23 protein-coding genes are annotated in these 24756 nt (G+C 53.6%); 17 read left to right on the plus strand and 6 right to left on the minus strand.

Annotated features, from left to right (window positions below; all coding sequences use genetic code 11):
- Positions 1-3 precede the first annotated feature (3 nt).
- Positions 4-741: a DUF2625 domain-containing protein gene (locus ACTJIK_RS21210; protein ID WP_440649544.1), complete on the minus strand. Its 738-nt coding sequence runs from the start codon at positions 739-741 to the stop codon at positions 4-6.
- A gap of 96 nt (positions 742-837) precedes the next feature.
- The gene (locus ACTJIK_RS21215; protein WP_440649545.1) at positions 838-2337 is read right to left on the minus strand and encodes a choice-of-anchor I family protein; all 1500 of its coding nucleotides are present in this window, start codon (positions 2335-2337) and stop codon (positions 838-840) included.
- Between the two features lie 111 nt (positions 2338-2448).
- Here ACTJIK_RS21215 and ACTJIK_RS21220 point away from each other — a divergent pair, with 111 nt between their 5' ends.
- Positions 2449-3309, plus strand: coding sequence for a retropepsin-like aspartic protease (locus ACTJIK_RS21220; RefSeq protein WP_440649546.1), 861 nt, complete (start codon positions 2449-2451; stop codon positions 3307-3309).
- Positions 3310-3314: 5 nt separating this feature from the next.
- Here ACTJIK_RS21220 and ACTJIK_RS21225 read toward each other — a convergent pair whose 3' ends face one another.
- Positions 3315-4349, minus strand: a complete 1035-nt coding sequence (locus tag ACTJIK_RS21225) for a phosphotriesterase family protein (protein ID WP_440649547.1) — start codon at positions 4347-4349, stop codon at positions 3315-3317.
- Between the two features lie 89 nt (positions 4350-4438).
- On the opposite strand from ACTJIK_RS21225, the gene ACTJIK_RS21230 reads away from it, so the two are divergent.
- Complete coding sequence (locus ACTJIK_RS21230; RefSeq protein WP_440649548.1) at positions 4439-4876, plus strand: nuclear transport factor 2 family protein; 438 nt, start codon at positions 4439-4441, stop codon at positions 4874-4876.
- A gap of 1 nt (position 4877) precedes the next feature.
- On the opposite strand, the gene ACTJIK_RS21235 is transcribed toward ACTJIK_RS21230, so the two are convergent.
- Positions 4878-5810: a type VI secretion system baseplate subunit TssG gene (locus ACTJIK_RS21235; protein WP_440649549.1), complete on the minus strand. Its 933-nt coding sequence runs from the start codon at positions 5808-5810 to the stop codon at positions 4878-4880.
- A 123-nt stretch (positions 5811-5933) separates the two neighbouring features.
- Between ACTJIK_RS21235 and ACTJIK_RS21240 the strand changes: the two genes are divergently transcribed.
- Together ACTJIK_RS21240 and ACTJIK_RS21245 are read left to right on the plus strand one after the other, a co-directional pair.
- Positions 5934-6824 carry a TssN family type VI secretion system protein gene (locus ACTJIK_RS21240; RefSeq protein WP_440649550.1) on the plus strand — a complete coding sequence of 297 codons (891 nt, stop codon included), beginning with the start codon at positions 5934-5936 and terminating at the stop codon, positions 6822-6824.
- A gap of 80 nt (positions 6825-6904) precedes the next feature.
- Positions 6905-8014 carry a hypothetical protein gene (locus ACTJIK_RS21245; RefSeq protein ID WP_440649551.1) on the plus strand — a complete coding sequence of 370 codons (1110 nt, stop codon included), beginning with the start codon at positions 6905-6907 and terminating at the stop codon, positions 8012-8014.
- Here ACTJIK_RS21245 and ACTJIK_RS21250 read toward each other — a convergent pair.
- Entirely contained in the window at positions 8011-9849 is a 1839-nt protein-coding gene (locus ACTJIK_RS21250; protein ID WP_440649552.1) for a type VI secretion system baseplate subunit TssF, read from the minus strand. The two genes, ACTJIK_RS21245 and ACTJIK_RS21250, sit on opposite strands and share 4 nt — an antisense overlap.
- Before the next feature lie 2 nt (positions 9850-9851).
- Complete coding sequence (locus ACTJIK_RS21255; RefSeq protein ID WP_440649553.1) at positions 9852-10289, minus strand: GPW/gp25 family protein; 438 nt, start codon at positions 10287-10289, stop codon at positions 9852-9854.
- Between the two features lie 256 nt (positions 10290-10545).
- Here ACTJIK_RS21255 and ACTJIK_RS21260 point away from each other — a divergent pair, with 256 nt between their 5' ends.
- The 13 genes from ACTJIK_RS21260 (at position 10546) to ACTJIK_RS21320 (ending at position 24751) form a co-directional block, all read left to right on the plus strand.
- The gene (locus ACTJIK_RS21260; protein WP_440649554.1) at positions 10546-11058 is read left to right on the plus strand and encodes a hypothetical protein; all 513 of its coding nucleotides are present in this window, start codon (positions 10546-10548) and stop codon (positions 11056-11058) included.
- A 31-nt stretch (positions 11059-11089) separates the two neighbouring features.
- Entirely contained in the window at positions 11090-11593 is a 504-nt protein-coding gene (gene tssO, locus ACTJIK_RS21265) for a type VI secretion system TssO (RefSeq protein WP_440649555.1), read from the plus strand.
- Positions 11594-11602: 9 nt separating this feature from the next.
- Positions 11603-12523 (plus strand): PKD domain-containing protein, encoded by a 921-nt coding sequence (locus tag ACTJIK_RS21270; protein WP_440649556.1) that lies wholly within the window; start codon positions 11603-11605, stop codon positions 12521-12523.
- A gap of 33 nt (positions 12524-12556) precedes the next feature.
- Positions 12557-14971 (plus strand): type VI secretion system protein TssR domain-containing protein, encoded by a 2415-nt coding sequence (tssR, locus tag ACTJIK_RS21275; RefSeq protein WP_440649557.1) that lies wholly within the window; start codon positions 12557-12559, stop codon positions 14969-14971.
- The gene (locus ACTJIK_RS21280; protein ID WP_440649558.1) at positions 14968-17397 is read left to right on the plus strand and encodes an ATP-dependent Clp protease ATP-binding subunit; all 2430 of its coding nucleotides are present in this window, start codon (positions 14968-14970) and stop codon (positions 17395-17397) included. Before tssR ends, ACTJIK_RS21280 begins: the two co-directional genes overlap by 4 nt.
- A 97-nt stretch (positions 17398-17494) precedes the next feature.
- Positions 17495-17941 (plus strand): hypothetical protein, encoded by a 447-nt coding sequence (locus tag ACTJIK_RS21285; RefSeq protein WP_440649559.1) that lies wholly within the window; start codon positions 17495-17497, stop codon positions 17939-17941.
- Positions 17942-18051: 110 nt separating this feature from the next.
- Positions 18052-19443, plus strand: coding sequence for a DUF5458 family protein (locus ACTJIK_RS21290; protein ID WP_440649560.1), 1392 nt, complete (start codon positions 18052-18054; stop codon positions 19441-19443).
- Between the two features lie 47 nt (positions 19444-19490).
- The gene (locus ACTJIK_RS21295; protein ID WP_440649561.1) at positions 19491-20060 is read left to right on the plus strand and encodes an NAD(P)H-dependent oxidoreductase; all 570 of its coding nucleotides are present in this window, start codon (positions 19491-19493) and stop codon (positions 20058-20060) included.
- 191 nt (positions 20061-20251) lie between these two features.
- On the plus strand, positions 20252-20653 hold the full coding sequence (gene tssD / locus ACTJIK_RS21300; RefSeq protein WP_440649562.1) for a type VI secretion system tube protein TssD: 402 nt from the start codon (positions 20252-20254) through the stop codon (positions 20651-20653).
- A 132-nt stretch (positions 20654-20785) separates the two neighbouring features.
- Complete coding sequence (gene tssD / locus ACTJIK_RS21305; RefSeq protein ID WP_346319699.1) at positions 20786-21178, plus strand: type VI secretion system tube protein TssD; 393 nt, start codon at positions 20786-20788, stop codon at positions 21176-21178.
- A gap of 80 nt (positions 21179-21258) precedes the next feature.
- Positions 21259-22176 carry a hypothetical protein gene (locus ACTJIK_RS21310; RefSeq protein ID WP_440649563.1) on the plus strand — a complete coding sequence of 306 codons (918 nt, stop codon included), beginning with the start codon at positions 21259-21261 and terminating at the stop codon, positions 22174-22176.
- Between the two features lies 1 nt (position 22177).
- Entirely contained in the window at positions 22178-22900 is a 723-nt protein-coding gene (locus ACTJIK_RS21315) for a hypothetical protein (RefSeq protein WP_440649564.1), read from the plus strand.
- 30 nt (positions 22901-22930) lie between these two features.
- Positions 22931-24751 carry a type VI secretion system Vgr family protein gene (locus ACTJIK_RS21320; RefSeq protein ID WP_440649565.1) on the plus strand — a complete coding sequence of 607 codons (1821 nt, stop codon included), beginning with the start codon at positions 22931-22933 and terminating at the stop codon, positions 24749-24751.
- The last annotated feature ends 5 nt before the right edge of the window (positions 24752-24756 follow it).

A 24756-nucleotide genomic window follows, 5' to 3' on the forward strand; every position in this document is an offset into this window, starting at 1 on the left:
AGCTTACTCCAGTTTTAATTGTTTCCGCATATCCATCATCACCTTATATTGTTCCTCTACAGGAATAGCCTTCCTGGCGCGTTGCCCTTCCGCGCGCTCCGGCCTTACCCACAGGGCGGGCGTGAACAGGAACGACTTGTCTGCGCTGAGTTTCGGCACGTCCTTTTCCCAGCCTTTCCAGCGCTGGCCTTCATAGAACCCTTCCACGTCGCCGCTGAAGCAGAACAGGAGGAAGTCGGTGTAGTTGATCTCCAGGTCTTCCCATTGCAGGTTATCCGGCGCAAGATAAAATACATTGCCCTGGTTGAAGCCGAATTTGCCGCCGTTGATAGCGAAGAAGCCACCGATGGCATCGTCTGCCACCAGCAGGAACAAGGGCCTTTCCCCGATCTCGCGGAACGATTTGCCTTTGTTCCAGGCCGGCACGGAGCGGTTGAGCTTCGCATGGCCGGATCCCAGTATGCGTATCCAGCCGTTATCCACCAGGATGCCGCCGGTTTCATAAATAACGGCGCCCATGGGTGAACGGGTAGTTACCTGCGTGTCGTACAGCGCTGTTTTCGCTTTGGCGGTATCCACCGGCAGCACCTGCACCTTGTTGGTGGCGGAATCTATCCAGCCCTTTATAACAGGCCAGGCCGGCTCTTCTTTGTTGATGAGCGAATCCAGCGGGCGGACGTTGTATTGTGCGGAAACGGCCGTCGAAAAGGCAAGCAGTAAGATGAAAAACAGTTTTTGCATGCTGAACGGGTGTGCCGCTAAAGTAATCAAAAATCCAAAAGAAAAACCGGCTTCGCAGCTACGCGAAGCCGGTTTAATCAATAAATATACGGATCATTAATTTTTCGGTGCATAGATCTTCACCACACCATCGTCTTCGCTGCTCACGATCAGCAGGCTCTTTTTATTGGGACTGTTCTTTGCATCCACGAACAGCACGCCTTCAGGCGCGTCGCCGCATTTCAGGAGCTTCAGGAAAACGGGAGCGGTGGGATTGGTCACGTCGTAGAGAGCAACGGCGTCCACTCTTTCCAGGCCTACAAATACGATGGTTTTGCCGCCCACTGTACCGAGGGCGATGCCTTCGGGTTCAACGCTCTTGTCGTCACTGCGGCCGTCGTCGTAAATACCGGCTTCTTTGGCTTTGACGTCCAGCTCGTTTTTGCTGTCGAACAGCAGGGCGCCGGTGCTGCCGTTCCAAACGGAGAAGGAGCGGGCGCCGAAGGAGTACAGTGATTCGTAAAGACCGTCGGCATTGAGGTCACCAAGGGTCTTGGTGACGGTGAGGCGGCCCAGGGCTGCCTCTGCCTTCAGCGCGGCGGCGTTCGGGAACGCGGTGGGGTCCAGCTGGAGGTCTTTGACGCGCACGTTTTCTTTATAGGCGTCCCACTCGCGCACATCGCCTTCGTTCACGGTAAACAGGTGGGGGATGCCACCGCCGTTTTGCAGCACGGCAATACCGTCAGGCTGGTACATGCCTTTCACCGGGGATTTTGAAAAAGTAATGCCATTGTCTTTATCGGAAAGGTCCACGGCATTGGCGTCGGTATTATAATCCTTGAAACCGAGGGGAAAGATGTCGGTAGCGGTCTTGGTGGCCAGGTCGATCTTCGCGATGGCATTGTTTTCCTGGAGGGTGACCCAGGCCGTTTTGGAATCGGGGGAAATAGTGATGTATTCCGGCTCTATGTCCTGCGCGAAGCTGGCGTTGGGACCAAATATGCGGAAACCTTTCTGCAGGAGGGCGTCTTTCTGGCCTTCAAAGCTGCCGAAATCGATGTTCGTCACGCTGTAGTTGTTGTCCACGCTGATCACGGAAACAGAACCTACGGGGTCTGCGGAATAATCGGCAGCCGGTTCGCCTTCGTTGGCGGTGAGGATGAATTTTCCATCAGGCGAGAACGTTACCATGTCCGGCAAAGCGCCGGTGGGAATGGTTTTGATGAGGGTATAGGTACTGGTGTTGTATACATCCACCCGGCCAGGTAATGTTTTATTGGTCGCTTCAATGGCCGCGGCAAGTTTGCCGTCAAAAACGGAGAGGCTATTCACTGCGCCGCTGTTGGTGGGTATCTCATGTACGGCAACTATTTTTGCGGGATCGGAAAGGTCCAGCACCTTGATCATGTTGACGCCGTCGTTTTTTACAACGAAAAGGCGTTTTGTGCTGGCGTCGTAAGCGCTGATCTCGGCCGCGCCCTTGTCGCCGATGTCTATACTGCCGATCTCTTCAAAGGTGGAAGCGTCTTCCTTGTTTTCGGGGTTCTTGGTATCGTCTTTGGAACAGGCGGCAAATGCGGTCATCGCCACGAGCGGTAACATGAATTTTAATTTCATACGCGATTCATATAGGTTTTTAGATGGGGCAAGAGTAGAAAAGGGATATGAACATTGTGTGAAGCGCAGGTTATTATTTTGTTATTTATCTTTATTGAAACGGATCAAACCATGCTTCAAAAGATCATTATCCTTGCCAGCTTCATGATCATCGCCATGCTGGCGGCTCACAGCCAGGTGCCTATCCAGGTGATGGAATCGGGCCATATCACCGTAAAAGCGAAGGTAGACGGTGTGGAAGGGAATTTTATATTGGACACGGGCGCCGGCCTCACGGTGTTCACCAAATCCTTCTTTGAAAAGATCCCGCATAAGGTTGCGGTAGACGGAGGTTTTACCGCTTTCCGCGCCACGGGCGAGCGGCTGGATATCGACCTGTATAAAGTGTATAATTTCCAGCTGGACGCCCTGCACAAGTCGGAGGATGAAGTAAGTTTCCTCGATATCGATCTCGGCGGGCTGGATGGCATCCTGTCGCTGAAACTCTTCGAGCAGCAGCCTTTCACGATAGACCTCGTAAAAAAAGAACTGGTGCTGGAAACGGAACGTTCCCTTTCCAACGCCCGCATGGCCGGCGAGCGCATTCCCCTTCAGCTGGCGCAATCCCACGGCAAAGCGCTGGATATCTTTGCGTATTTCCGGGTGAACGATTCGCTGACGCTGCAGCTTTGCCTGGACAGTGGCGCAGGCAAAGACGTATACCGTTTCAATTCAAAATACCTGAAAAGGCTGGGCCTGAAAGCGCTGGATTCCACCGTGCGTAAAAGCGAGATCAATACGGCGTTTGCCTCCAAAACGTACCGTGCAAACGTAGCAAAGCTGGCCGTAGCCAATGTGCCTTCGGTACAGATCACCAATTTCCGCGCGCAGTTTGTGGACGGGCTGATCTATGACGGCATTATGTGGATCAACTGGCTGGGCTCGCGCATTACCGTGGATATCCCGGGGAAGGAGCTGGTGGTGGTTAAGTAACTGCATCAGGTCAGCCGCCTGGGATTGGGCGGAGAAATGGTAAGCGCCCGGGCGGGATTGCTCACTGTTAATTTTCGTATATCCTGCTCCGTGAATCCTTTTTCTTTCAGCATGGGAATGAAGGTGGTCCAGAGGAAATTATAATCCCGGAAATTGCCGCCGCCCGGCTCGCCAACGTGATACCAGCCTGCATCGTGGGAGAGCAGCACCTGTTGCAGCAGGCCTTTTTCCTTTAAAAAGGTCAGCCGCGAAATATAATCCTCCGCGGAATTTTTATTGAGCCCGTCCAGCGAAATGAAAGCGCCCGCTTTTGCAAGCTGTTCATGGATAGAAAGATCTTTTTCATTCTGCGCATGCACCCAGGTATATTTCCCGAGAAAAACGCCTTCCGATTTTAGTATCGCCGCTTCTTCAAGCGCGGCCGCGCCGTCGCCGGTATGGATCCACACAGGCAGGCCGGTTTCTTTGCTGGTCAATGCCGCAGCCCGCACGATCTTTTTTTGCAGGTTGCTGAGCGGCCCCTTATCCACACCGCTTTTGATGAACCCCGGCCTGATGCCGGTATCGCCGATGCCGTTCCTGAATTCCCCGATCCATCTTTCGGCCAGCTGTTCCGGGCCGGAGGTTTCCACGTAGGCAGGGAGATACTTATGTGCGGCGGCTCCGTAGAGCCCGGTATTGGTGATGATCTTCAGGCCCGTTGTTTCGGAAAGGCGCTTCAGCAGCAAAGGGTCGCGGCCCAGGAAGTCCGGGGTGCATTCGCCCATCGCATTGCAGCCGGCTGCTTTCAGGTTTTTCAGATAGGGGAGCACGGTGTTGAATACTTCGTCCTGGTTGTACCTGCCGGGCTGTATCTTATCCGCCCCGATAAAGTCCACCATTACATGCTCATGCGGCAATACAGGTCCGAGCCCGAACGGGTTTACCGGCCCGGTAACGGTCATGACCGTGAATTCGCCGTACGCAGCGGCTTTGAGCCAGGTGCCGGCGCCCAATGCAGCGGGCAGCAGTGTGAGGAAATTTCTGCGGGAGAGGGCCATAACGGGCAACGGATTTGATGTAGTTAAAGATATGTCTCTTTGTATGTAAATTGCAGGATAATATTTGTTCCCCTTTAAACCCCCTCATCATGAAATGGCTCCTGCTTTTTGTAATGCTTTTTTCCTGCAACATACTTTCGGCGCAGCACACAGAAGATGATATCAGGAAACTGGAAGACCTGGAAAGACAGGCGGTGCTGCAGGCGGATTCCAACGCATTGTTCAACCGCTACTGGTCCCCGGGAATGGTGGTGAACACCCCCGCCAACCGCGTTGGTACGGTGGAAGGCACCAAGGCCGCGCTCCGCGGCGGCAAGCTGAACTACGCCTCTTTTGAGCGCATCACCGAACTGATTAAGCTGGATGGGAATATGGCCGTGGCTATGGGTAAAGAGGTGCTGGCGCCGCAAGGTCAGAGCGATCATGCGGGCAAACGGGTAACCAGGCGGTATATGAATGTGTGGGTGTTCGGCGAAGGAAGCTGGAAAATGACGGCGAGGCAGGCTACGATCATTTCGGTGGAATAGTTTACCCGGCCAGGTGCATGGCATATCCAAGCGGGTTTTCGCTTCCCAGCACCATCGTTCTTTCTTCTTCCCTGATCACTGATTCGAGCCGTACCTCCATGTCCGCCGGTACAAAATAGGCCACCAGCCATTGCACGATCTTATCGAGGCGGCTGCCGGGCAGCAGCTGGAGCGCTTCCAGCGCTGAAACGGGACCTACGGTGATCAGTATTTCCTCGTCTCCTTCCAGGAATGAATCGCCGCAGATCATATCCACGCCAAGCGTGCATTCGCCCGCGCGGTTGCCTGCCAGGTAAGCCGCGGCATTACGGGAACGGGCGGGTTGTACCTGCACCTCCGCAGGCATCTGGAGCAGGAGGGAAGTGATATTCGCCAGCTTGCTGATATCGCCGCGGGTGTTTTGCAGGTAGGGGATCATGTGCAGGAAAATGTTGGCCTGCTGCTGGTCCAGCAGGTCAAATACCTCCCAGGCGGGCTGGAATATGCGGATGAGGTCGTCGTAGATATTTTTCTTGTCGATCTTGTTCTCGCGCAGCTCAATGAGGATGCGGAACAGGTTGATCTCTGCTTCCAGCGGGAGGAAGAATTTACGCGCGTCCTTTTCTTCCTGCTTATGCCTTTTGATCTGGTCGATGATCTCATCGGTGGTGCGCGTGGAGGAGTAGGGAACCTGTTTGTGGAAGAGTCCTTCGGGCAGCATGTCGTACAATCCTTCGCGGCTGCTCCTGATGCAGAGCAATTGTTTGTTGCCGCCGGCGGGCGTGAACCAGTCCACGCTCAGCACATCTTTCGCAAAGTTGCGGCGGCTGTTGCCTGAGGGCCAGATAAAGATGTCTTCCAGGCTGTAACCCGCTTCCACCAGCTCCGCAGCGAGTACGGACGCTTTATAATCCGTTTCAAAATTATTGAGATTAAACGCCGTTTTGTTCTCCATAACCTTACATTTGTAGTCTGCATCGGTAGATGCTGCCGGTAAACTTACCGGAAAATTAACCCTTTACAGGAATATGTTTGCTTTTATTCCGTATTTTCCTGTTATAATTTGTTGACCAATCTTATGGATGTAAAATCGACCTTCGTCAGCTACATTTTGTTCCCGCTTATTGCTGTTATCATGGCTGCGGTAATGGTGGTGCTGAACAGGAAAAACCGTATCATGGGCAGCCGCCGGCTGGTGGTTACCCTGTTATTAACCGGCCTGGTACTGGGCCTCCCCGGTTTTTTAGGCGCCCTGGGCCTGCAATTTATGCCCTGGGGTTACATTCTCGCGCAAATGGCATACCTGTTGCTGGGTATTACTGCTGTTATCCTGCTCAGCCGGCACATGCCCGAAGCGCTCACCGAACGCAAGGGCATGCTGATACTGCTCGGGCTGATCGTCGGACTGCTGGGCGTTTACCTGTTCCAGCTGGTGTTCAGGATCTTCAACGGACTGGATTACGGCTGGCTGGCCGGCACTTCCGTGCTCGTGTTCTTCGTTCCGCCGGTGTTCTGGTGGGCGTATATCGCTATGACGGACATTCCTTCGGAGATCTACTCTGTATGGTATTACCCTGAAAAAGCGCCCCAGCTGGACATGTACGACGTGGACCTGGACAAGCTGAAGGTGCTGGAGGTGGAACTGTTCAAAGGGGCGGCGGACCCCTCGCCGCTGAAAGTGAAAGTAAAAGCCCCGCCCGATATGAATTTCGGTGTATGGTTCAAAAAATTCATAGACGATTATAACCTGAAGTTTCCCCGCAACGGCATCCATTACCGTTCGGAAGAAGGCGAAGCCTACGGGTGGATCTTTTACCTGAAGCCTTCCTTCTTTAAAAGGAAACAGTTCATAGACCCGTCGCTCACCATGGAGAAGAACCTGGTGAAAGAGAAGTACACGATTTTCGCGAGGAGGGTGACCCGCCTGCAGCACGAGGCGGCGGGGGAAGACCGCGTGGTGATACTCTAAACGCATTTACCGATAAAGATTAAGACCGAATTGTTATGTTATATCCTGTTAAGCACCATGCTGTAAACTGGGTGGACGGAATGAAGATCTCACGCCGCCAGTTTGTTGATACCGGGAACCACGTTACGGATTCCCTGCGCGACCAGGCGTCCGTTTTTCTCCGCAGCTACGATTTCGGTTTGCTGCCGCCTTACCGCGGCCGGCGCCTGTCCTGCGATTTCGAGATCACGGAGCGGATGGCCGGCCAGGTGGAAGTGCGCCTTCGGCATTGCAACGCCATCACATCCGGCGGTGTGCGGTTCCATTTTATGCCGGAAGAATATGATCACCAGCTGGTGAAACAATTCACTTTTTCCGGGGAAGATGAAGCGGAAGGCGTGGCCGTTCAATACAGCATCGTGCTGGCCATGAATCCTTACGAACGTGTGCCGGCGGGCGTGCCGGACCCGGAAGAAACGCCTCCCCGCCACCCGTATGCCGTGCATCAATACGAGCTGAATATGCTGCCGGTGGCGCAGGTGGAAGCGGCGGAAATGGGCCTGCATCACCTGGTGATCGGGCAGCTTATAAGGCAGAACGGCCGCACGACGGTAAATGATCTCTACATCCCGCCCTCAGCCGCTATCATCAGCCATCCTGGGCTTATTCAATATTATGAACGCTTCAGCATCCTGCTCAACGAAATACAGATCAGCAGCCTGCGCATCATCGAAAAAGTTTCCGCGCGCGACAGCCGGACGCCACTGGCCGTGAACATCAAAATGCTGGCGGAGCGTTTGCTGGATTACGTTGCACAGGTATTTTTCTCTTACCGTAATATGGTGCATCAGCAGCCGCCTATTATGCTGGTGAACTGCTTTTCCAATCTCGCGCATATCTTCCACACGTCGTTACACTACCCCGGGGGCAGGGAAAAGGAGGAGATGCTGAAATATTTCTACGAATGGAAAGACGTGACGCCCGGCAACTTCGAAGACCTGCTCATGCGTACCATCGATGTGGTGTATGATCATTATAACATCCGCCAGTCCATGGAACAGGTGAACGGCTGCATGCAGGTGCTGGCGGCGCTTTGGAACAAACTGGCCAGTCTGGAATTCATCGGCCAGCGGAAAGAAAATATCGTGGTGGCGGAACAGAAGCAGGTAGAGCAAACCCGCGTGCGCAGCTCCTGGACGTTGCTGGATTAATCCAGAAAAATACGGTAACTGGTATGTATCCCGCTGCGGGTGTTCAGCTTGTGCAAAAGCTGCTTGCCCGCAAGGTCCCATTCCTCCTGTGTATACGGATGGTTGGGCGCCTGGGTGATGTGGATGTCCGTTGTTTTTTTGAGGCCTTCTTTAGGGTGAACGGATACCATCACGCCACGTTTAACCTGCACCGAAGCCATCCGCTGGCCCAGCTCATGCCGGCAGAAATTGCGGATATCGTCTTCAGTAACGATCCTGTCCCGCGTCATCAGCGCATATTTGTAAGCCTGCAGCAAATTACCCTGGTCCGCCGCTTTCCGCCCGCCCGTGGGCCGGCTGATAAGCTGCAGGGAATCGGCGCGGGTGCCCGCTCCTTCAAACTGTATCAAAGGCAGGCCGCTTCTCAGCTGGTGCGCCGCTTCGCTCTGGGTGGTCCAGTATTCCAGGTACATCACTTCCACCGCCTGCTGCGGTTTTACGATCACGTAACGGGTAGATTCCGTCATATCCGTCAAGCTGTGCTTAGCCTTCTGTTCCACGAGGGCAATGTTCTGCCGCAGGTTGCGGAGCACATCCGTCAGGAAATCATAGCCATAGGCGGAGAACGCGGCGCTTTCGTCGCGCAGCAGCTCGAACAGGTAATCGATCATTTCGCGGGCATTCCGGCTGTCGAAGCGCTCGGCGCCGCCTAACCGCACGGAGTAGGAATCTTCTTCCTGCGTTGCACCGTCGTTGTACGAAACGGGATGGTATTGTTTGCCCCGGCTGTCCGTCAGCTGGCGGACGCTGAAAAAATATTCATTCGGCTCCGGCTTGATGGGAATGATGCTGCCAACGCCCCGGAAGCGGTGCTTGATCTTATGCAGCCTGCGGTTCAGCACGGGAAAGGTGTTCAGCGACACGTCCATGTTATCCAGCAGCGGTTGCTGCAGGGCGGCGGGCACGGCGATGCACAGCCAGGTAAGCGGGTCCTGCAGCTTGCCAAGGTCGTTGCCGTTGAACACCTGCTCAAATGCGGCGGGGTATTTCAGCGGTTCGTGTTCCTGGAAATTGATATGAAGGGTGAGGAAATGGTCTTTGTAATATTCCAGCACATCGCGGATGATCACGGGCATGGTATCGAACGCGATGGTTTTATTCAGCAGGCCGCGGGCGTTGAACAGCTCTTCCTCGTTATGAGGAAAGCCTGCTTCCTGCCGCAGCGCCGCCCCGTTAACGGAACATTCGCTGAGCGCCAGCAGTTTATAATATTCGTGATCGAATGAAAAATGCGGCCAGTTGAAATAAAGCGGGAACGCTTCTTCCCCCGTGATGCCACTATTGGCGCGGATGCCCAGCCAGATGGTGCGGGCGGGGAGAAAACCGGAACCAGCGGCCTGCAATATTTTCCCCTTTTTGAGGTCGTATTGGTACAACCGGTTGCCTGTTGCCAGGTACTGCACCTGTGCGTCGTATATGCGCGCGGGTACCGCCGGCGTGAAATACACATCCTGCGGGCTGACTGTGCCCTGTTTGCGCGGGCCGTACACGAAATGCGTATGATCGGGCAGGGTTTCGGAAGCATCGGGCGGAACGGCCTGCATCAGCGCATGTGCGGGCAGGGGTGCGGTGAGCAGGTCCGGCGTGAGCAGCGAAGCCAGCTTGCCCAGCAGCCGCTGCTCGGTATTGCGGAGGTCGTTGGCGAGATTGTACAGCTCCGCGCTGAGCGCTTCAATGAGGAGGCGCACCATCGGGTCCAGCTCGGCCGCCGAGCGGATGCCCCAGAACTCCGCCGCGCTTTGCAGCATGCGGGCCCGGATGTCTTCCCTGGATGTATAATGTAATGGGAACTGCATGTTTATTCAGATGAGAGCGGGCTCAAAAAAAGAGCCGTGGTGAATACGTAATTTTCCCCCGTGTCAACCAGCTTCCCTGTAACCGTCACTTCCGCCTTTTTCTTGATCTCGGTGATGCGCCGCAAAGGGAATACCTTTTCCACATCTTCTACTTTCAAAAATGCGTCAACGCCGGTGAGGCGCTTCTCCTGCTCGCGTACGCTGCGTTTGATGCTTTGCGCCATTTTCTCTTCCCACATGGATTCGTTTACGATCAGCTCAAAATCAAGTTCCCATATCTCGCAGCCGAAATCAGGATTGAAACGGTGCTCGCCAAAGCGGGAGAAAATGATCAGTTCTATATGCTGGCTGATGGATACGCCGGCATCGCAGGTTTCGAGGGGCTGATGGGTATACAGCCGGCGGAGATCGAAAGGTCTTTTATAAAATATGGCACTCATGCGGTTAACAGCTTACTTCATTCAAATCTAAATAAATTCGCGATAAATTCATTTTCCAGCATAATATTTGTTTGTATCTTCGGACACACGGGGAATCATTGCATATTAGTTAACCTTAATATGAGAATCCCGTTACGCGCGAAGAAAGACCAAGCGAAACAGACCATATAAGAATAGAGCCAAGCGCCAGCGTCAATAGTGTATAACCCGGTTACCCAAACATTGGCCGTAATCCGAAAGCCTGAAACCATGAATTATGAAACCTGTCAATCAGCATGAACTGAATAAGGGATATTTCAACTTCATCATTCATTTTGTAGTACTGATCCTGTTTGTAGTGGCCTGCACCGCCTGTTATTTCATCACCGCCCGCCAGGAGCTGAAGCTGCTTTCGGCGCAGGCGCGGATGTACGACCAGCAGGCTTATCAGCGTGAAGAGCTCACCGCCCGCTTCGACCAGGTGTTGCATAAGCTCCGCGCGCTCAGCCAGTATGTAAATGCCGACGCCCGCGAGCTGAGCAACCAGGCGCTGCTGATCAACGGCATGCAGGTGGAGAACAACCGCGTGCGCGGGCTGCTGGAAGCTAACCACGAAGCGGGCGCGCCGGGTTATGAGCTGTATGGGAAAATGACCCGGCAGGTGGTGGTGCTTGCAAGCCTGAAGGACTCTCTTTCGCAAACCCGCTTCAGCTCCGAAAGCCTGCGGCAGCAGCTGGATGCATGCGGCGCAGCCACGAAAAGCGCCATTAAGAAATTAAACCGTTATTGATCTTCATTCATTACCCTAAGCATCGTCCGAAATGGCGCATCTGAGCATCAAAGAAAGACAGGAACAATTCATCTTCCTGCTCATCCTTACCATCCTGACCACCGGGCTGCTGGCCTGGCTCCTGTTCGGCACCGGCGCGCACAGCGGCGGCGCCATGAAAGAAAAATTGTCGCAACGCATACAGGAAGAAGAACAATTTGCCCGGGCAGTAGCCGAAGTGCAGCCGGCCGTGGATTCCACCTACAAAAGGATCATGGAGTTCGATCCGGCCGTTACCGCGCTGTTCCTCGAATCGGATATCCTCAATTCCATCGCGGGCATCAAAGCGGCTTACCAGCGGAAGGCGCACGACCTGAAATACAAGACCTTCCACCAGGAAGCGCAGCTGCTGGAGATCCTCTTCTACGACAAAAAAGAACTGAGAGGCAACTACCGGAATATCCAAAAGCTGGAGCAGGACCTGGAGCAGTGCAAGCTCTCCCAGCGCGGCCTCCAGGAAGCGTTCATCAACCGAAACCGCCAACAACCCAACTGATACAACGCAATGGAAGGAACTACGAAGCATAAGGCCGTACAAACAGACAACCGGAACCGGATCTATCTTTATATCATCCTCGCAGTGCTGCTGCTGGCCGTCGTTTTCCTGCTTATCAAACTGCTGATGGGCAACCGGGAGATCAATGCGCACCTGCTGCGCAACGAGATCTTCCTGAACGAAAACCTCGTGTATACAGACAATACGCCCGGCGCATCCGAATGGAAATGGGAGTTCGGCGATGGCAGCAAATCGAAGGAACAGAGCGGGTATTACCGCTTCCAGGAATCAGGCACTTACCTCGTGCGGCTCACGGTAGACGGGAAATTGCAGCAGCAGTTCGCCGTGGTCGTAAAAGATACCGTGCCGCTGGCGCTTACGGACAGCATCCGGATATCAGGGCCCACCGCGGGCGTTACCGGCATGCAGCTGCGGCTGGAAGCGGAAGGCGACGCCAATATCTTCGAATGGTCTTTCGGGGAAACCGGCCGCGTGGATGCAAAAGGCCGCAACGCTTATTACACCTACCGCTCACCCGGCAGGTATACGGTGGCGCTGCAGACAGATAAAAGTCCCGTTCCCGTATACACCGTGCTCACCATCACCGAGCCGCTTACGGACATTGGCCTGGTAGATCCGAATGCAGGCGGGCAGGCGCTCAACGACGATTTTAAAACAAGGCTCCAGGCTATTGCCAACGGCGCCAATTTTAATACGCATTATTATTATCTCGTCCGCAAATACCTGTGCAACGGGGAAAAGACGACCGCACAGGCGCAGGACGAAACAGGAAAAAAGAACACGGATTTTTATTCCTATTGCATCGGCCTCACGTTCAGCAAGAACGTGGTGATAGATGAAGTAAGCCTCACCCTTTCGCCTTCCAAATGCGTGAGCCTGGTGCAGGTGAAACAACATCGCCGGTCATGATATTTCAGATTGTATAAAAACTGCCAGTAAGCAATGAGAGGTATCCTTTTTGTATTAACCGTTATATGCTGCCTTGACGTGCAGGCACAGTTCTACGCCGGCAAACGGATCACGCGCATGCCGGGGAATTTCCGCAACCCCACGCCCGAAACAAAGGACCCGTCGGGCAAAGCGGCGCCCACCGCCTGGATCGTGTTTTCGGACCGTGAAGACAATTACACCACCACCACGCCCGGCGGCTCGCTGGTGTTCAAGAAGCTCGCCTTTATGCAGCCTTTTTTTGTCAGCGATGAAAAAGAAGGATACCTGCGCCTGGTGAAATACGACCCTTCCGTGCTGAAAGGCACCAAGCTGAAAGATAAACGCAAAGCCGTGAGTTTCGGCTGGATCCCGCGGCATAAAGTGCTGATGTGGCAAAAAGCGCTCACGGACGAACGCAGCGGGTTCCCCATCAAAGCCGTTACCATCATCAGCAGCGGCGACCCCATCGCCCGCCCGAAGTTCTACTTCGCGCACGATTCCGTGATCGTGTTCAACTCGCCTGAATTGCAGGCGAAAGCATCGGAAAAACTCAAACTGCACGACCTCGTGTATATCTATAAATTTTCCGAAGACGGGCGCAAGGCACTGGTAGGGCATACCAGCCAGCTGACGGCAGACAGTGCGGCCGCTTCCGTGGCAGGCTGGGTTTCCGCGGACGTGGTGCACCTCTGGGGCAGCAGGTTGTATGTGGGCAACGAACGCGTGTCCACCTACGACGAAGACTCCACCGCGGCGCGGTATTTCAGCAGCCGGCTTACGCCCGTCAAACCCAGCGGCGGCAATTTTGAATACGATCCGCTGCTGCCGCCCGGCAACCCCATCTTCCGCTCCATTCCTGTTATGCAGCACAAGGGGCTGGGCGTTACGAGCCATGCTTTTCCATCCTCCGTCGCCGGCAATGTGTTCGACAAATCCAGCAACACCGTGATCAATATCAAAGGCACGCGCATCGATTACAACAATTACCTCCGCCTGCGCCGGTTCGGCAACCGCGTGAACGTGATGTTTGTAGTGGACGGCGGCAGCAGCATGAAAAATTACCTTCCCGGCATCACCAATACCATCCAGAACTTTGCGGACATCTTCGGCAAAAAGGCATACGCCGGCTACGAATACCGCTTCGGCGCGGTGGTGTACCGCGGCAGTGAAGGCTGTTACCAGGGTAAAGGGATGAACACCTTCGAGCCCACCGGCAATTACAGCAGGATCGTGGACTTCATCAACCAGCAGGCCGCGATCACACAGCAGTGCAGCAGCACCATTACCGACCAGCCTTATTATGAAGGCCTGCAACAGGCCATCAACGTGCTGAAGAAATACCCGATGCAAACGAACCTGATCATCGTGGCGGGCAGCACCGGAAACCTCAAAGGCGTGAGCACGGAAGAGCAGCTGGTGCGCGGGCTCGCAGAAACAGACGCGCGCATGCTTATTTTCCAGGTATATAACAAGTTCGATCCCTCGTTTAACAACTTCGTGCTGGAATCGCGGCAGTTGCTGGAAAGGGCCGCCCAGCAGCAGGCGGATAATAAAAAGCTGCGCATGGTGAAAGGCGAGGGCTTAGCGGTGACCCAACAGTTCAATACTTCCTACACCGATTCCGTGTCTTATTACCTCAATTATCCCGAAGGCAGCCTCATTCCCGGCGCCATCGTGTTCCCCGCCAGGGGCGAAGTGAAAACGAACCGTGAAATGATGATCGCGCTCGACCGTTTCCTGGGAGAAGTATATACAGACAACCGGCAGATCATCACTTCGCTGGACAGTGTGTTCATGACCTCCGGCCGCCTCCGTGAAAAGATACCGGAACCCGTGATGAACAGCATCAACCAGCCGGGCTTAAACCTGCCGCGGGATTTCGGGGAACAGCTGCCGCATAACGCCTTCAAATATTATTTTGACGTGAAGGCAAAAGAAGGGATCGTGGCGAAAAATGCGCCCGTGCAGTTCGCCATCCTGCTGAGCCACGATGAAATGCTGCAGCTGACGGACCTGCTTTCGCGGCTGGCCGGCGATAACCTGGAGCAGGACAGCAAGGCGTTCCGCAAGATGCTGTACCGTACCTACGTTGGCTACGGCAGCAGCCAGTGGAAAGGAAACACCACCAGGTCGCTGGTAAGGAATATGAAGCTGCCGGTATATATAGAAAAAGCGACCGGCATGCCGGTGGATGCAGGCGCATTGAGCGGCTTCACCGTGAAGAGCATTAAGAACGGTATGAGTAGCGAAGAGTTCGAGCAGCTGGTGACCTACCTCCGCAAATGCAACCAGGTGCTGAAAGTGCAGCTGCAAACCGGCGATTATTTTATTTCCAATGGAAGGCCTTACTTCTACGTAGTGCAGCAGGATTGGAAATATGGCAGCAAAGAACCGGTGTCTGTGGCCGCCGCAAAAGAAAACGAATGACCATGAACTTTCTGAACCTCAGCGAATCCGTGAAACATGCCGTGCATGTGGCCCAGAGCCTGGCCCGGGAAAGGAAGCATGCCAGCTATGGCCCGCCACACCTGCTGGCAGGGCTGCTGCACCGGGAAACCGGACTGCGGCCTTTCCTGCAGGCTATCAATAAAGATGCGGGTTACCTGCAGGAATGGGCGGAAGTGCGCATGGACGAATATCCGAACGCACAAACGCTTTCCTCCGACGTAAAAGGCACGCCGGAAGTGTCCAATGTGCTGGAAGAGGCGGACGATGTAAGGCTCCGCATGGGGTTGGACCTGATCACGCCCATTTGCGTGCTGGCCGCTATCAGCAAGCCCAACACCGGCTTCCCGGCGGAACAGATGAAATCGTACCCGCTCAAAGAACGCGAGCTGATCAGCAATTACCTGGACGATGCCGCTCCGGCCGTGAACGGGACCGCGATGCCTGAACCCGAAGCAGCTCCCGCCGGCGCGCTGGCCAAATATTGTATAGACAGAACAGCGGAGGCCCGCCGCGGTCACCGCGACCCGATCATCGGCCGTGATGCGGAACTGCGTATGGTGATGGAAATATTATGCCGCCGTACCAAACCCAATATGATCATCACCGGCGACGCAGGTGTTGGCAAAACCGCGCTGGTGGACGGCCTTGCGCAGCAGATCGTGAACGGCCATGTGCCGGAAGCGCTGAAAGAAGCCACCGTCATGGAGCTGGATACCGGCAGCCTGATCGCAGGAGCGGCTTACAAAGGAGAAATAGAAGACCGGCTGAAGAGCATCATCGCGGAGATCAAACGCTCCGGCAAAGTGATCCTCTTCATCGACGAGATACACAGCCTGCTGGACCCGAAAGGTTCCATCGGCAGCGGGGCGGGCAACCTGCTCAAGCCTGAACTGGCGCGCGGGGAAATCACGGTGATCGGCGCTACCACGATCGAGGAGTTCAGGAAACTGATAGAGCCTGAAAAAGCTTTCAGCCGCCGCTTCGAGATCGTGCAGGTGGCTGAGCCTGACGACGCCACAGCCATGCGTATGCTGGAATGCCAGCTGCCACTCTATGAGCAGCACCACCAGCTAAAGGTGGATGAAGGGACCGTAGCGGAATGCGTGCGCCTGGCGCGCAGGTATATGAAAGACCGCCGCCTGCCGGACGCTGCGTTCGATCTGCTGGACAGAACGATGGCTGCCATCAAGATGATGAACGAAACATCCGGGCAGGAACTGGAACAACTACGGCTGTTGCTGGAGGAAGAGGCTGACACGGCGAAAGTATATACGGATATACGCCGCCGCCTCAGTCCCGTGCTGCTGGGCCGCCATGATGCGGTGCCCCCGGATGGGGAGCCTGATAAGCACTACCTCGCTGAAATGCTGGATGCTTTGGACGGCTTTGCGGCTACCCCTACTGAGAGTACCGGTCCACAGGACGTTGCAGCAGTGGTGGCTTTTAAGACGGGTATTCCCATCGGCAAGATACAGGCAGGAGAAAAAGAGAAGCTGATGAACATGGAGACCCATCTGAAACAACGGGTCGTGGGGCAGGACCATGCGCTCAAAGCGCTGTCTGCCGCTATCCTCGAATCGCGCAGCGGGTTAGGAAAGAAAGGCCAGCCTATCGGTTCCTTCTTTTTACTGGGGCCTACCGGTACCGGCAAAACGGAACTGGCCAAGTCTATCGCGGAGTTTTTGTTCAACGATGAAAAAGCAATGATCCGGTTCGATATGAGCGAGTTCAAGGAAGAACATTCCGCCGCGTTGCTGTATGGCGCGCCGCCAGGTTACGTAGGATATGAGGAAGGCGGCCTGCTGGTGAACAAGATCCGTCAACAGCCGTACGCCGTACTGTTGTTTGATGAAATTGAAAAGGCCCATCCTTCCGTATTCGATATTTTCCTGCAGATCATGGACGAAGGCATTATCCATGACCGTTTGGGGAAGGAAGGCGACTTCAGCAATGCGCTGATCCTGTTCACATCCAACATCGGCAGCGAGTGGGTAACAGAACAGTTTAACAACAATAACATTCCCACTGGTACGCAATTAATGGAATTAATGACACGTCATTTCAGGCCTGAATTCCTGGCGAGGTTATCGGAGATCGTTCCATTCAGCCCGATCACCGAAGAAAACGTGGTGAAAATTTTTCATATACAGTTGAAGAGCCTGCTGGACGCATTGGCGCGGCAGCACATTTCCCTGGAGATCACCGAAGAGGCCGGGAAAGCCCTGGCATTAAGCGGTTTCACGCCCCGGTACGGTGCGCGGCAGATATCCGGCGTGATCAGGAATAAGCTGAGAAGACCTATTTCGCGGCATATTATCGCAGGCGAACTGGGTGCGGGGAAAAAAATAAAAGTAGGGTTGATGGAAGGAAGTGAGGAGCTGGAATGGAAGATCGAGTCATCTTAAAAAATTAATGCCGTTTTGAAAATGTTTTGAAACAAAAAACTTATTTTTATATAGACCCGTAAATTTTGTTAATCTATTATCTCAAAAAAGTTCAGATATGTTCAATTATGAAATCGGCGGAAACGAACGCAAAGTGGATGCATCGGAAGCATTCGTAGACATATCCCCCAACAAGACTTTATTTATTCAGCAGTTAACCGACAACGACCCTGTAAAGCCCGAAATAGTGGAGGGGCTCAAAACGGAAGATGAAGTGTTCAGGCACTTCAAACCCAGTGTGGGCGTAAATTTTGAGAGTAACGACGGTTCAGCAAAAGATGAAACTTTACGGTTTGAGCACCTCGGTGATTTTTCCGTGAAGAACCTGGTGCAGCAAAGCGATACGCTTCGCAATCTCAAAGTGGAAAGTGATATGTACCTGAACATCATACGCCAGCTGAAAACCAATAAAACGCTGAAAGCAACGCTCGAAAACCCGGAAACCCGCCAGGCATTCGCGGCAGCGCTGGAAAACCTTGCTAAAGAACTACAGCAGCATACCTGATACAGAACGACGATTGTTTTTGACCTTTCAGGAAAGGACCATATAGTTGTGATTTGCTTTCAATAATTAATACCCGCTGCTCCGCTGCTGGACAGCTTAAACCGTACTTCATGTCAGCATCTAACGAAAGAACGCAGGAAACCAGGCAGGACCAGCCCGCGCTGCAGCATGCCGTTCCCACGGAAACCACCGCATTATCGCTCGACGACAGTTTGCAGAAGCTGGTCAAGGCAGGAGGGTTCGACTTCCTGGAAGCCATTCTTGACGGTTTGCAGAACCTCAACCCCGAACGCAAGGCCCGGAAAAAGATATTCCTGACGGACCAGGACAAGGCCGCGGAAAGAAAAGAGTTGCTTAAAAAAATTCAAATATGGCAGGAGCTGCTGCAAAAGCAGGGTTCCCTCAGCGAGCTGAAAGATGAATGCCAGCAAAAGGCGGATGAGTCGGACAGTCTGCTGAAAAAGAACATCGGCCGGGCTTTGGATGCTACGCGCAACCTGGAGCAGGCTTACCGCACCGTGCATCTTTTTTACAAGAACACGGAAAGCGATAAGCTGGTCAATGTAGCCATCCTGAACGCATCCATGGATCAGCTGGCGGATCTGGACAATCCGCGCTTCATTGAGCATGTGGCGGCGGAGCTGAAACAGAATTACGACCGGCTGGACCTGCGGGACAACTATTCGCTGCTGGTGATCCCCGGCTATCTTGGTTCCAACAAGGTGCTGGAGCGTTGGGGGAAAATCGCGCATGCCAACAAAACCATGCTGGTAACGGATTTCGTGAACCTGGACCAGCCGGATGATGTGATCGATCTCTTTACAGCCGCTAATCTTACCGGCGGCGACGCCTTCCGTTCCAACGTGATCATGACCTGCAACTGGCTGGTAGGCCGTGGTAAGGTGGACGAAGCGGGAGAGGAGGACGATCTGCATGTGCCCGGTTCCGCGGCGCTGGCGGGTAAAATGTATTACACGCTCATGAGCCAGGTAACCGCAGGTAAAAAACACGGCGGCATGAACGAGGCGGACGGGGTGCGGTTCGACCTGAAGAAAAGCGAGATCTCCCAGCTGGAAAGGCTGGGCCTGGTGCCGATGGTGAATGAGTATGGAAAGGTGATGGCCTTCTCGGCGAAAACCCTGTTCAACGGGGATAATATCGGGTTGCAGACCTATTCAGTGGTGCGTGTGTTCGATTACATCACGAAAGTGTTGTTCGATTTCCTGAACCGCCGCGCTTTTGAGAACTGGAATACGAAGACCGAGAGCGACCTGCGCCAGCAGATCGTACGTTTCCTGGACAGCATCCAGGGGCCGGACCGGTTGATCGAACGGTTCAAGATCATGCGTTTTGAGCGGGACGAGATACAGAAAGACCGTATTCACCTGGATATACATATCACGCCTTATTTCCCGGCAAAAAGCTTTGTGGTAAAGCTGGACGGGCATAAAGGGGAAGACGAGCATACGACCTGGAATACGGAGTATGCGGCCCAGGCGTAGGCCTGCTTTGATATGAACCGCTGAATGTTATATTTGCAAGGTATAACATGAAGCAACTGTTAATTTTACACGGCGATACGGACAAGGCAGGCATCAACCATGAATTTGCCAAAGCATACCGGCAGGGTGCTGAAGAGGCGGGGGCGATGGTGAAGGAGTTGTATATTATGGACCTCAAGTTCAACAGCAATAAACAATTCTCCAACCAGATCACACCGCTGGAACCAGATCTGCAGGCTGCGCTGGAAAAGATACGATGGGCTACGCACCTGGTGCTTTTCTGCACGGTGAATCATGATTCGATACCGGCAAAGTTGTCCGGATTCTTCGACCGGCTTTTTCTGCCGCCGCAGGGAATGAGCGCTGGAAATTCTTCAGGGCCGGGATGGTACCCGGGCAAGTCGGCACGGATCGTTTCTGTGCTCGATGAAGAAAGCTGGCGGGAATGGCAGCTGAACAAGCAGCCTACGTACCATTCCATCAAACGCAATGTGATGGAGCGTTGCAGGATCATGCCGGTGCGTACGTGCACGATCGGGTATGTGCATTCGCCGGAGAATGAATATGCAAAGAAATGGATAGGAAAGATGCATGCGTTCGGTCAAAAATTCATGTAAAATTTAACGCCTTTAAAACTCGTGCTGTGATATTTTAGCTTATTTTTAGCCAACAGATAAATTGTTTGAAACTCGGAAGAACCTCCTGAATTGTAGCTCAACAACTGCCGGAAGAAACCATGGAAATCATCGGAAACCATCAATAGTAACCATATTCATTTTTTTTCGTTGACCTATAAATTTTAATTAACATGGCATTCAATGCAAGATTAAACATGGCAGGTAAGCAGTACGATGTACTGAGCTGCAGCTACACCCTCAACAGGGATGTTGACCACAAGGGCCGCCCTTCCTCAGGCGTTTACGGCGGCACTATCGACGTCGAAGTGGAATCCACTGAAGACACGTCTATCATCGAAGCGATGGTAAACAGCCAGTTCAAGCCATTCTCCGGCACTGTGCTCATCAAAAAGACAGAAGAAGACGCCAAGATGAAAGAAGTGACATTTGAAGGTGCTTACATCGTCAAATACACGGAAGGCATCAACGTGATCGGTTCTGATCCGATGAAACTCAAATTCACGATCTCCGCCCGCAAGATGAAGCTGGGCAATGCAGAGCACGTGAACGACTGGCCGGACGCAAAAGCCTAGTCCTCCTATCTGAATTTTCCCGTTACCTGTATGTATCATCCGCCGCGTTCACATCATTGCATGTGATGCCCGGTTATGCATAAAGGCCGGTGAAACCTATCTTTTTCACCAGTATTTAAATTCTGAAACACTATGGCATTTAAAGCAACGCTGCAACTGGGCAGCAAGGAATATGATGTACTGCAATGCAGTTTTTCGCTCAACCGCGATGTGGACGCCAAAGGCCGTCCTTCATCCGGCGTTTACGGAGGCACCATTCACGTGGAAGTGGAATCAACAGAAGATACATCCGTGATCGAGTCGATGGTGAACAGCCAGTTCAAGCCCTTCTCCGGTAAGGTTATCATCAAAAAGACCGAGGAAGACGCCAAGATGAAGGAGCTGTTCTTCAGCAACGGGTACATCATCCAGTACAATGAAGGCATCAACGTGGTGGGTAACCACCCGATGACGCTCAGTTTCGTGATCTCTGCGCAAAGCCTGAAGCTGGGCAATGCGGAGCATGTGAACGACTGGCCGAAGTAAATCACTATCTGTAATACACTAAGCAGGTGTGTTGCTCCATGCGGGCAGCACACCTCACTATATTCCAGCATCAGGAGGAAATGAAGAAGAAAACACATATTTCAGCCACTGTTCAACCCAAGGCCAAACCGAAGATCAAAACGAAGTCCCGGGCCGCGAAGGCTGCTGTGCCTTCCACTCCCTCGGACCTCGAATATCTCAACCTGTTCGATACCTGCGTGATCGCGAAAGAAAAAGTGGCACAGGTGGACAGGGTGATCGACGAAAAGGTGCTGGCCAACCGTTCGCGTTATGAACAGATATCGCACCTGGTGCAGGGGCCGGCCGTAAATTTCGGTCTGCCCGGCGGGGCGTTCAACAGTAAAGCGCCGGCATTCCAGCCGCTCCGGTATGCCCGGAGCCTGATGCAGCCGGAAGATATACAGCTGCCTGACCTTTCCTTTAAGCCTTTCCGGCTGCCCGGCCTGTTGGGCAGCAACGCGGCACAGGGGGGCAGGGTCAATCCTTTTAACCTGGGTTTTAACGACGGTTTGCCGGATTTCCTTTCGATGAACTCCGGCCGCATCCCCTGGTTTTTTATCGCCTGCGTGCATTACCTGGAGTGCAGCTTCAGCTTTAATAAACATTTGCATAACGGCGACCCGCTCACCGGGTATACGGTGCAGGTGCCGTCAGGAAGGCCCAAGGTAGGGCATCCGCCGCCGTTCACTTTCGAAGAAAGCGCGGTAGACGCGCTGCGGTACATGAATTTCGACAAAGTGCGGAACTGGATATTGCCTTTCGTGCTTCGCAAGCTGGAAGCCTATAACGGCTTCGGCTATTTTAAATATAAGAAGATCAATTCGCCTTATCTCTGGAGCTTCTCCGGCCACTATACCAAAGGGAAGTATGTGAAGGACGGGAAGTTCGACGCGGAGGCGGTTTCCCAGCAAATGGGCGCCGCCGTGATCCTGAAAAGGATGGAGGAGAGAGGGCTGATCTATATTTCAAGGTTTTAGTATGGGACCATACCGGCTATATATCACATTCTTATGTTGCTGCCTTGTTACCGGCACGCAAGCCTGCCATAACGCCGGCAGCCCGCAAGGCGCCGCGGCTGCTTCCGCAAGAACAGACACACCGGCCGCAGCAGTCAATTCCGCTGCGCCGTCCACCGCCGCACCGGCTTCCTCGCCATCATCGGGCGGTGCAACGGCTCCCGTATCTGCAACCGGCCGGCAGCTGGCAGCGGCTGCCCTGGCAGTAAAACAATTATCCACCGACCCCGAGGAACAAGCGTTCCGCCGTTTCTTCGCCGTTTTCCAGAAAGCAGTGCAGCAGGATAACCCCGGCCAGCTGGCAACATTACTGTACTTCCCGCTGCAAACGGCGCAGCAATGGACCAACGAAGACCTTAAAAATATGGATGTGGACAAGGAGTCCGGCAAGGTGAGCCGCAACGAATTCAGCAGCTACCATAAAAATATCTTCACCCCGGATGTGATCCGCCTGTTGCCGAAGGCAAAGGAGGAAGAGCTGTCTGAGATCGACGCACAGAGCCCGGAAGACTACTACAGGGTTTTGCGCAGGTGTACGGACAAAGCCACGAAAATGTATGAAGTATATATGCAGTACCCGGAGAAGAACGGGACGGCGGAGAGTTATTTCGCCTTCGTGTTCGGCCGGGTAAAAGGACAATACAAAGTAATTGGCTATTACGCCAAATGGCCCGCGAAAGGCTGATATTTTACAATCAAGCTAATAAGTTAACCGATGGAAGGAAAACTGAATGTACAGATCAATATAGAGGATACACCTATCCTTCATTTTTCATCCTTCACGCTCGAACAGCGTTTCAACGCACATCATTACTTCGAGCTGCGCTTCAACCACGATGAAATGGGCGCGCCCGGCATTATATCGCTGGAGAAATCGCGCAGTTTTATGGGCAAGAGCATTACCGTGCAGTTCGGTAAAACCGCCGGGCAGGAGCAGCTTTTCACCGGCAAAGTGACGCGTGTGGAGCTCTCTCAAAGTCATGGCTACCACGGCACGCTGATCGTGAGCGGTTATAGTCCCAGCATATTGATAGACCGCGGACCGGACCTGGGATCCTATCTCAATAAGGACCTTACCGCCGTGATCCGGAAAGCTACGGAAGACGCGCCGGAGAACGACCTCAATATCCAGCTCAACCCTTCCCGCAAAGAGCCGGTGGATTACCTTATTCAATACCGCGAAAGCGATTATGAATTCCTCAACCGCCTGTCTGCCGAATACCATGAATGGTTTTTTTACGACGGCGTAAAGCTGCATTTCGGCAAGCCGGACGAACAGGAAGAGGTAAAGCTGGTATACGGCCGCGACCTGCACAGCCTGCAATACGCTATGCAGGTGGCGCCCCTCAGGAGCCGTAAGTTCGCCTACAACCCGAAAGAAGACCAGCTTTTCAAATCCGAAGCAAAAGCAGCCCCTGGCGGCCAGCCGGACCTGGCGCATGCAGTGAACGCTTCCAACGAATTATACAGCAAGATCTATTCGCAGCCGCTGCAGGTACGCATCGATTCAAAAAAAGAAATCGATTCCTATGTGCAGAACGAGGAGAAAGCCAATATGGCGGACCTGCTGCAGGTAACGGCCAGCGGCGACAATCCGCAGGTGGGGCTGGGGAAGATCGTGGATGTGAGCATGAGCGTGAAAGAATCGCTCAACTTTACGCTTCAGCAGCTGGGCCGCTTCCTGGTAACGGGCATCTATCATCACCTGGACGGCGTGGGACATTATTATCACACTTTCGAAGCCATACTGGCCGATTCAGAACGCATACCCGTGAAGGAATACGACAAGCCGCTGGCAGACATGCAGCTGGCAATGGTGGAGGATAATGAAGACCCGAAAGGGCAGGGGCGTGTGAAAGTGAAATTCAAATGGGAATGCAACTGCAACGATGTGAGCGAATGGCTGCGCGTCGTATCGCCGAATGCGGGCAGTTCGGATAAAGTGAGCAAGAACCGGGGCTTCACCTTTGTGCCTGAAAAAGGCGACCAGGTGGTGGTGGCCTTCGAGGAAGGGAATATCGCGCGGCCCCTTGTGCTGGGCAGCGTATACCATGGCATGAGCGGTGGTGGCGGCGGGGCATCCAATGCCGTGAAAAGCCTGAGCACCCGCAGCGGGGCCACCGTTATGCTGGACGACAGCAAGGGCAGCGTGGTGGTGAAAGACCCCAGCGGTAATGTGCTCACCATGCATGGCGATGGTTCTATCACACTGAGTGCGCCGAAGAGCTTTACGATCAATACGAAAGACTTTATCGTGAATTCCAGCAACAGCATCGCTATCAATGCCCAGCCGGGCGAACAGGGAGGCGGCGAAGGAACGGTGGCCATCAGCGCGAAGAAAAGTATTTCAGGCACGGCGGACACGGAAAGCATTTCCCTTACCGCTACCGCGAAAAATGTGGAGATCAAATCCTCAGCAGGTACCTGTACGCTGGATTCAAAAGAGATCACTTTTACGGCGGCGGACAAATTCACGGCAAACGGCGGAGCCATTGCCAATATCATCGCGAACGAAGTGGAGATCAATCAATGTTAAACGCC

This window comes from Chitinophaga sp. 22620, from assembly GCF_052044405.1.
Lineage (GTDB): Bacteria > Bacteroidota > Bacteroidia > Chitinophagales > Chitinophagaceae > Chitinophaga.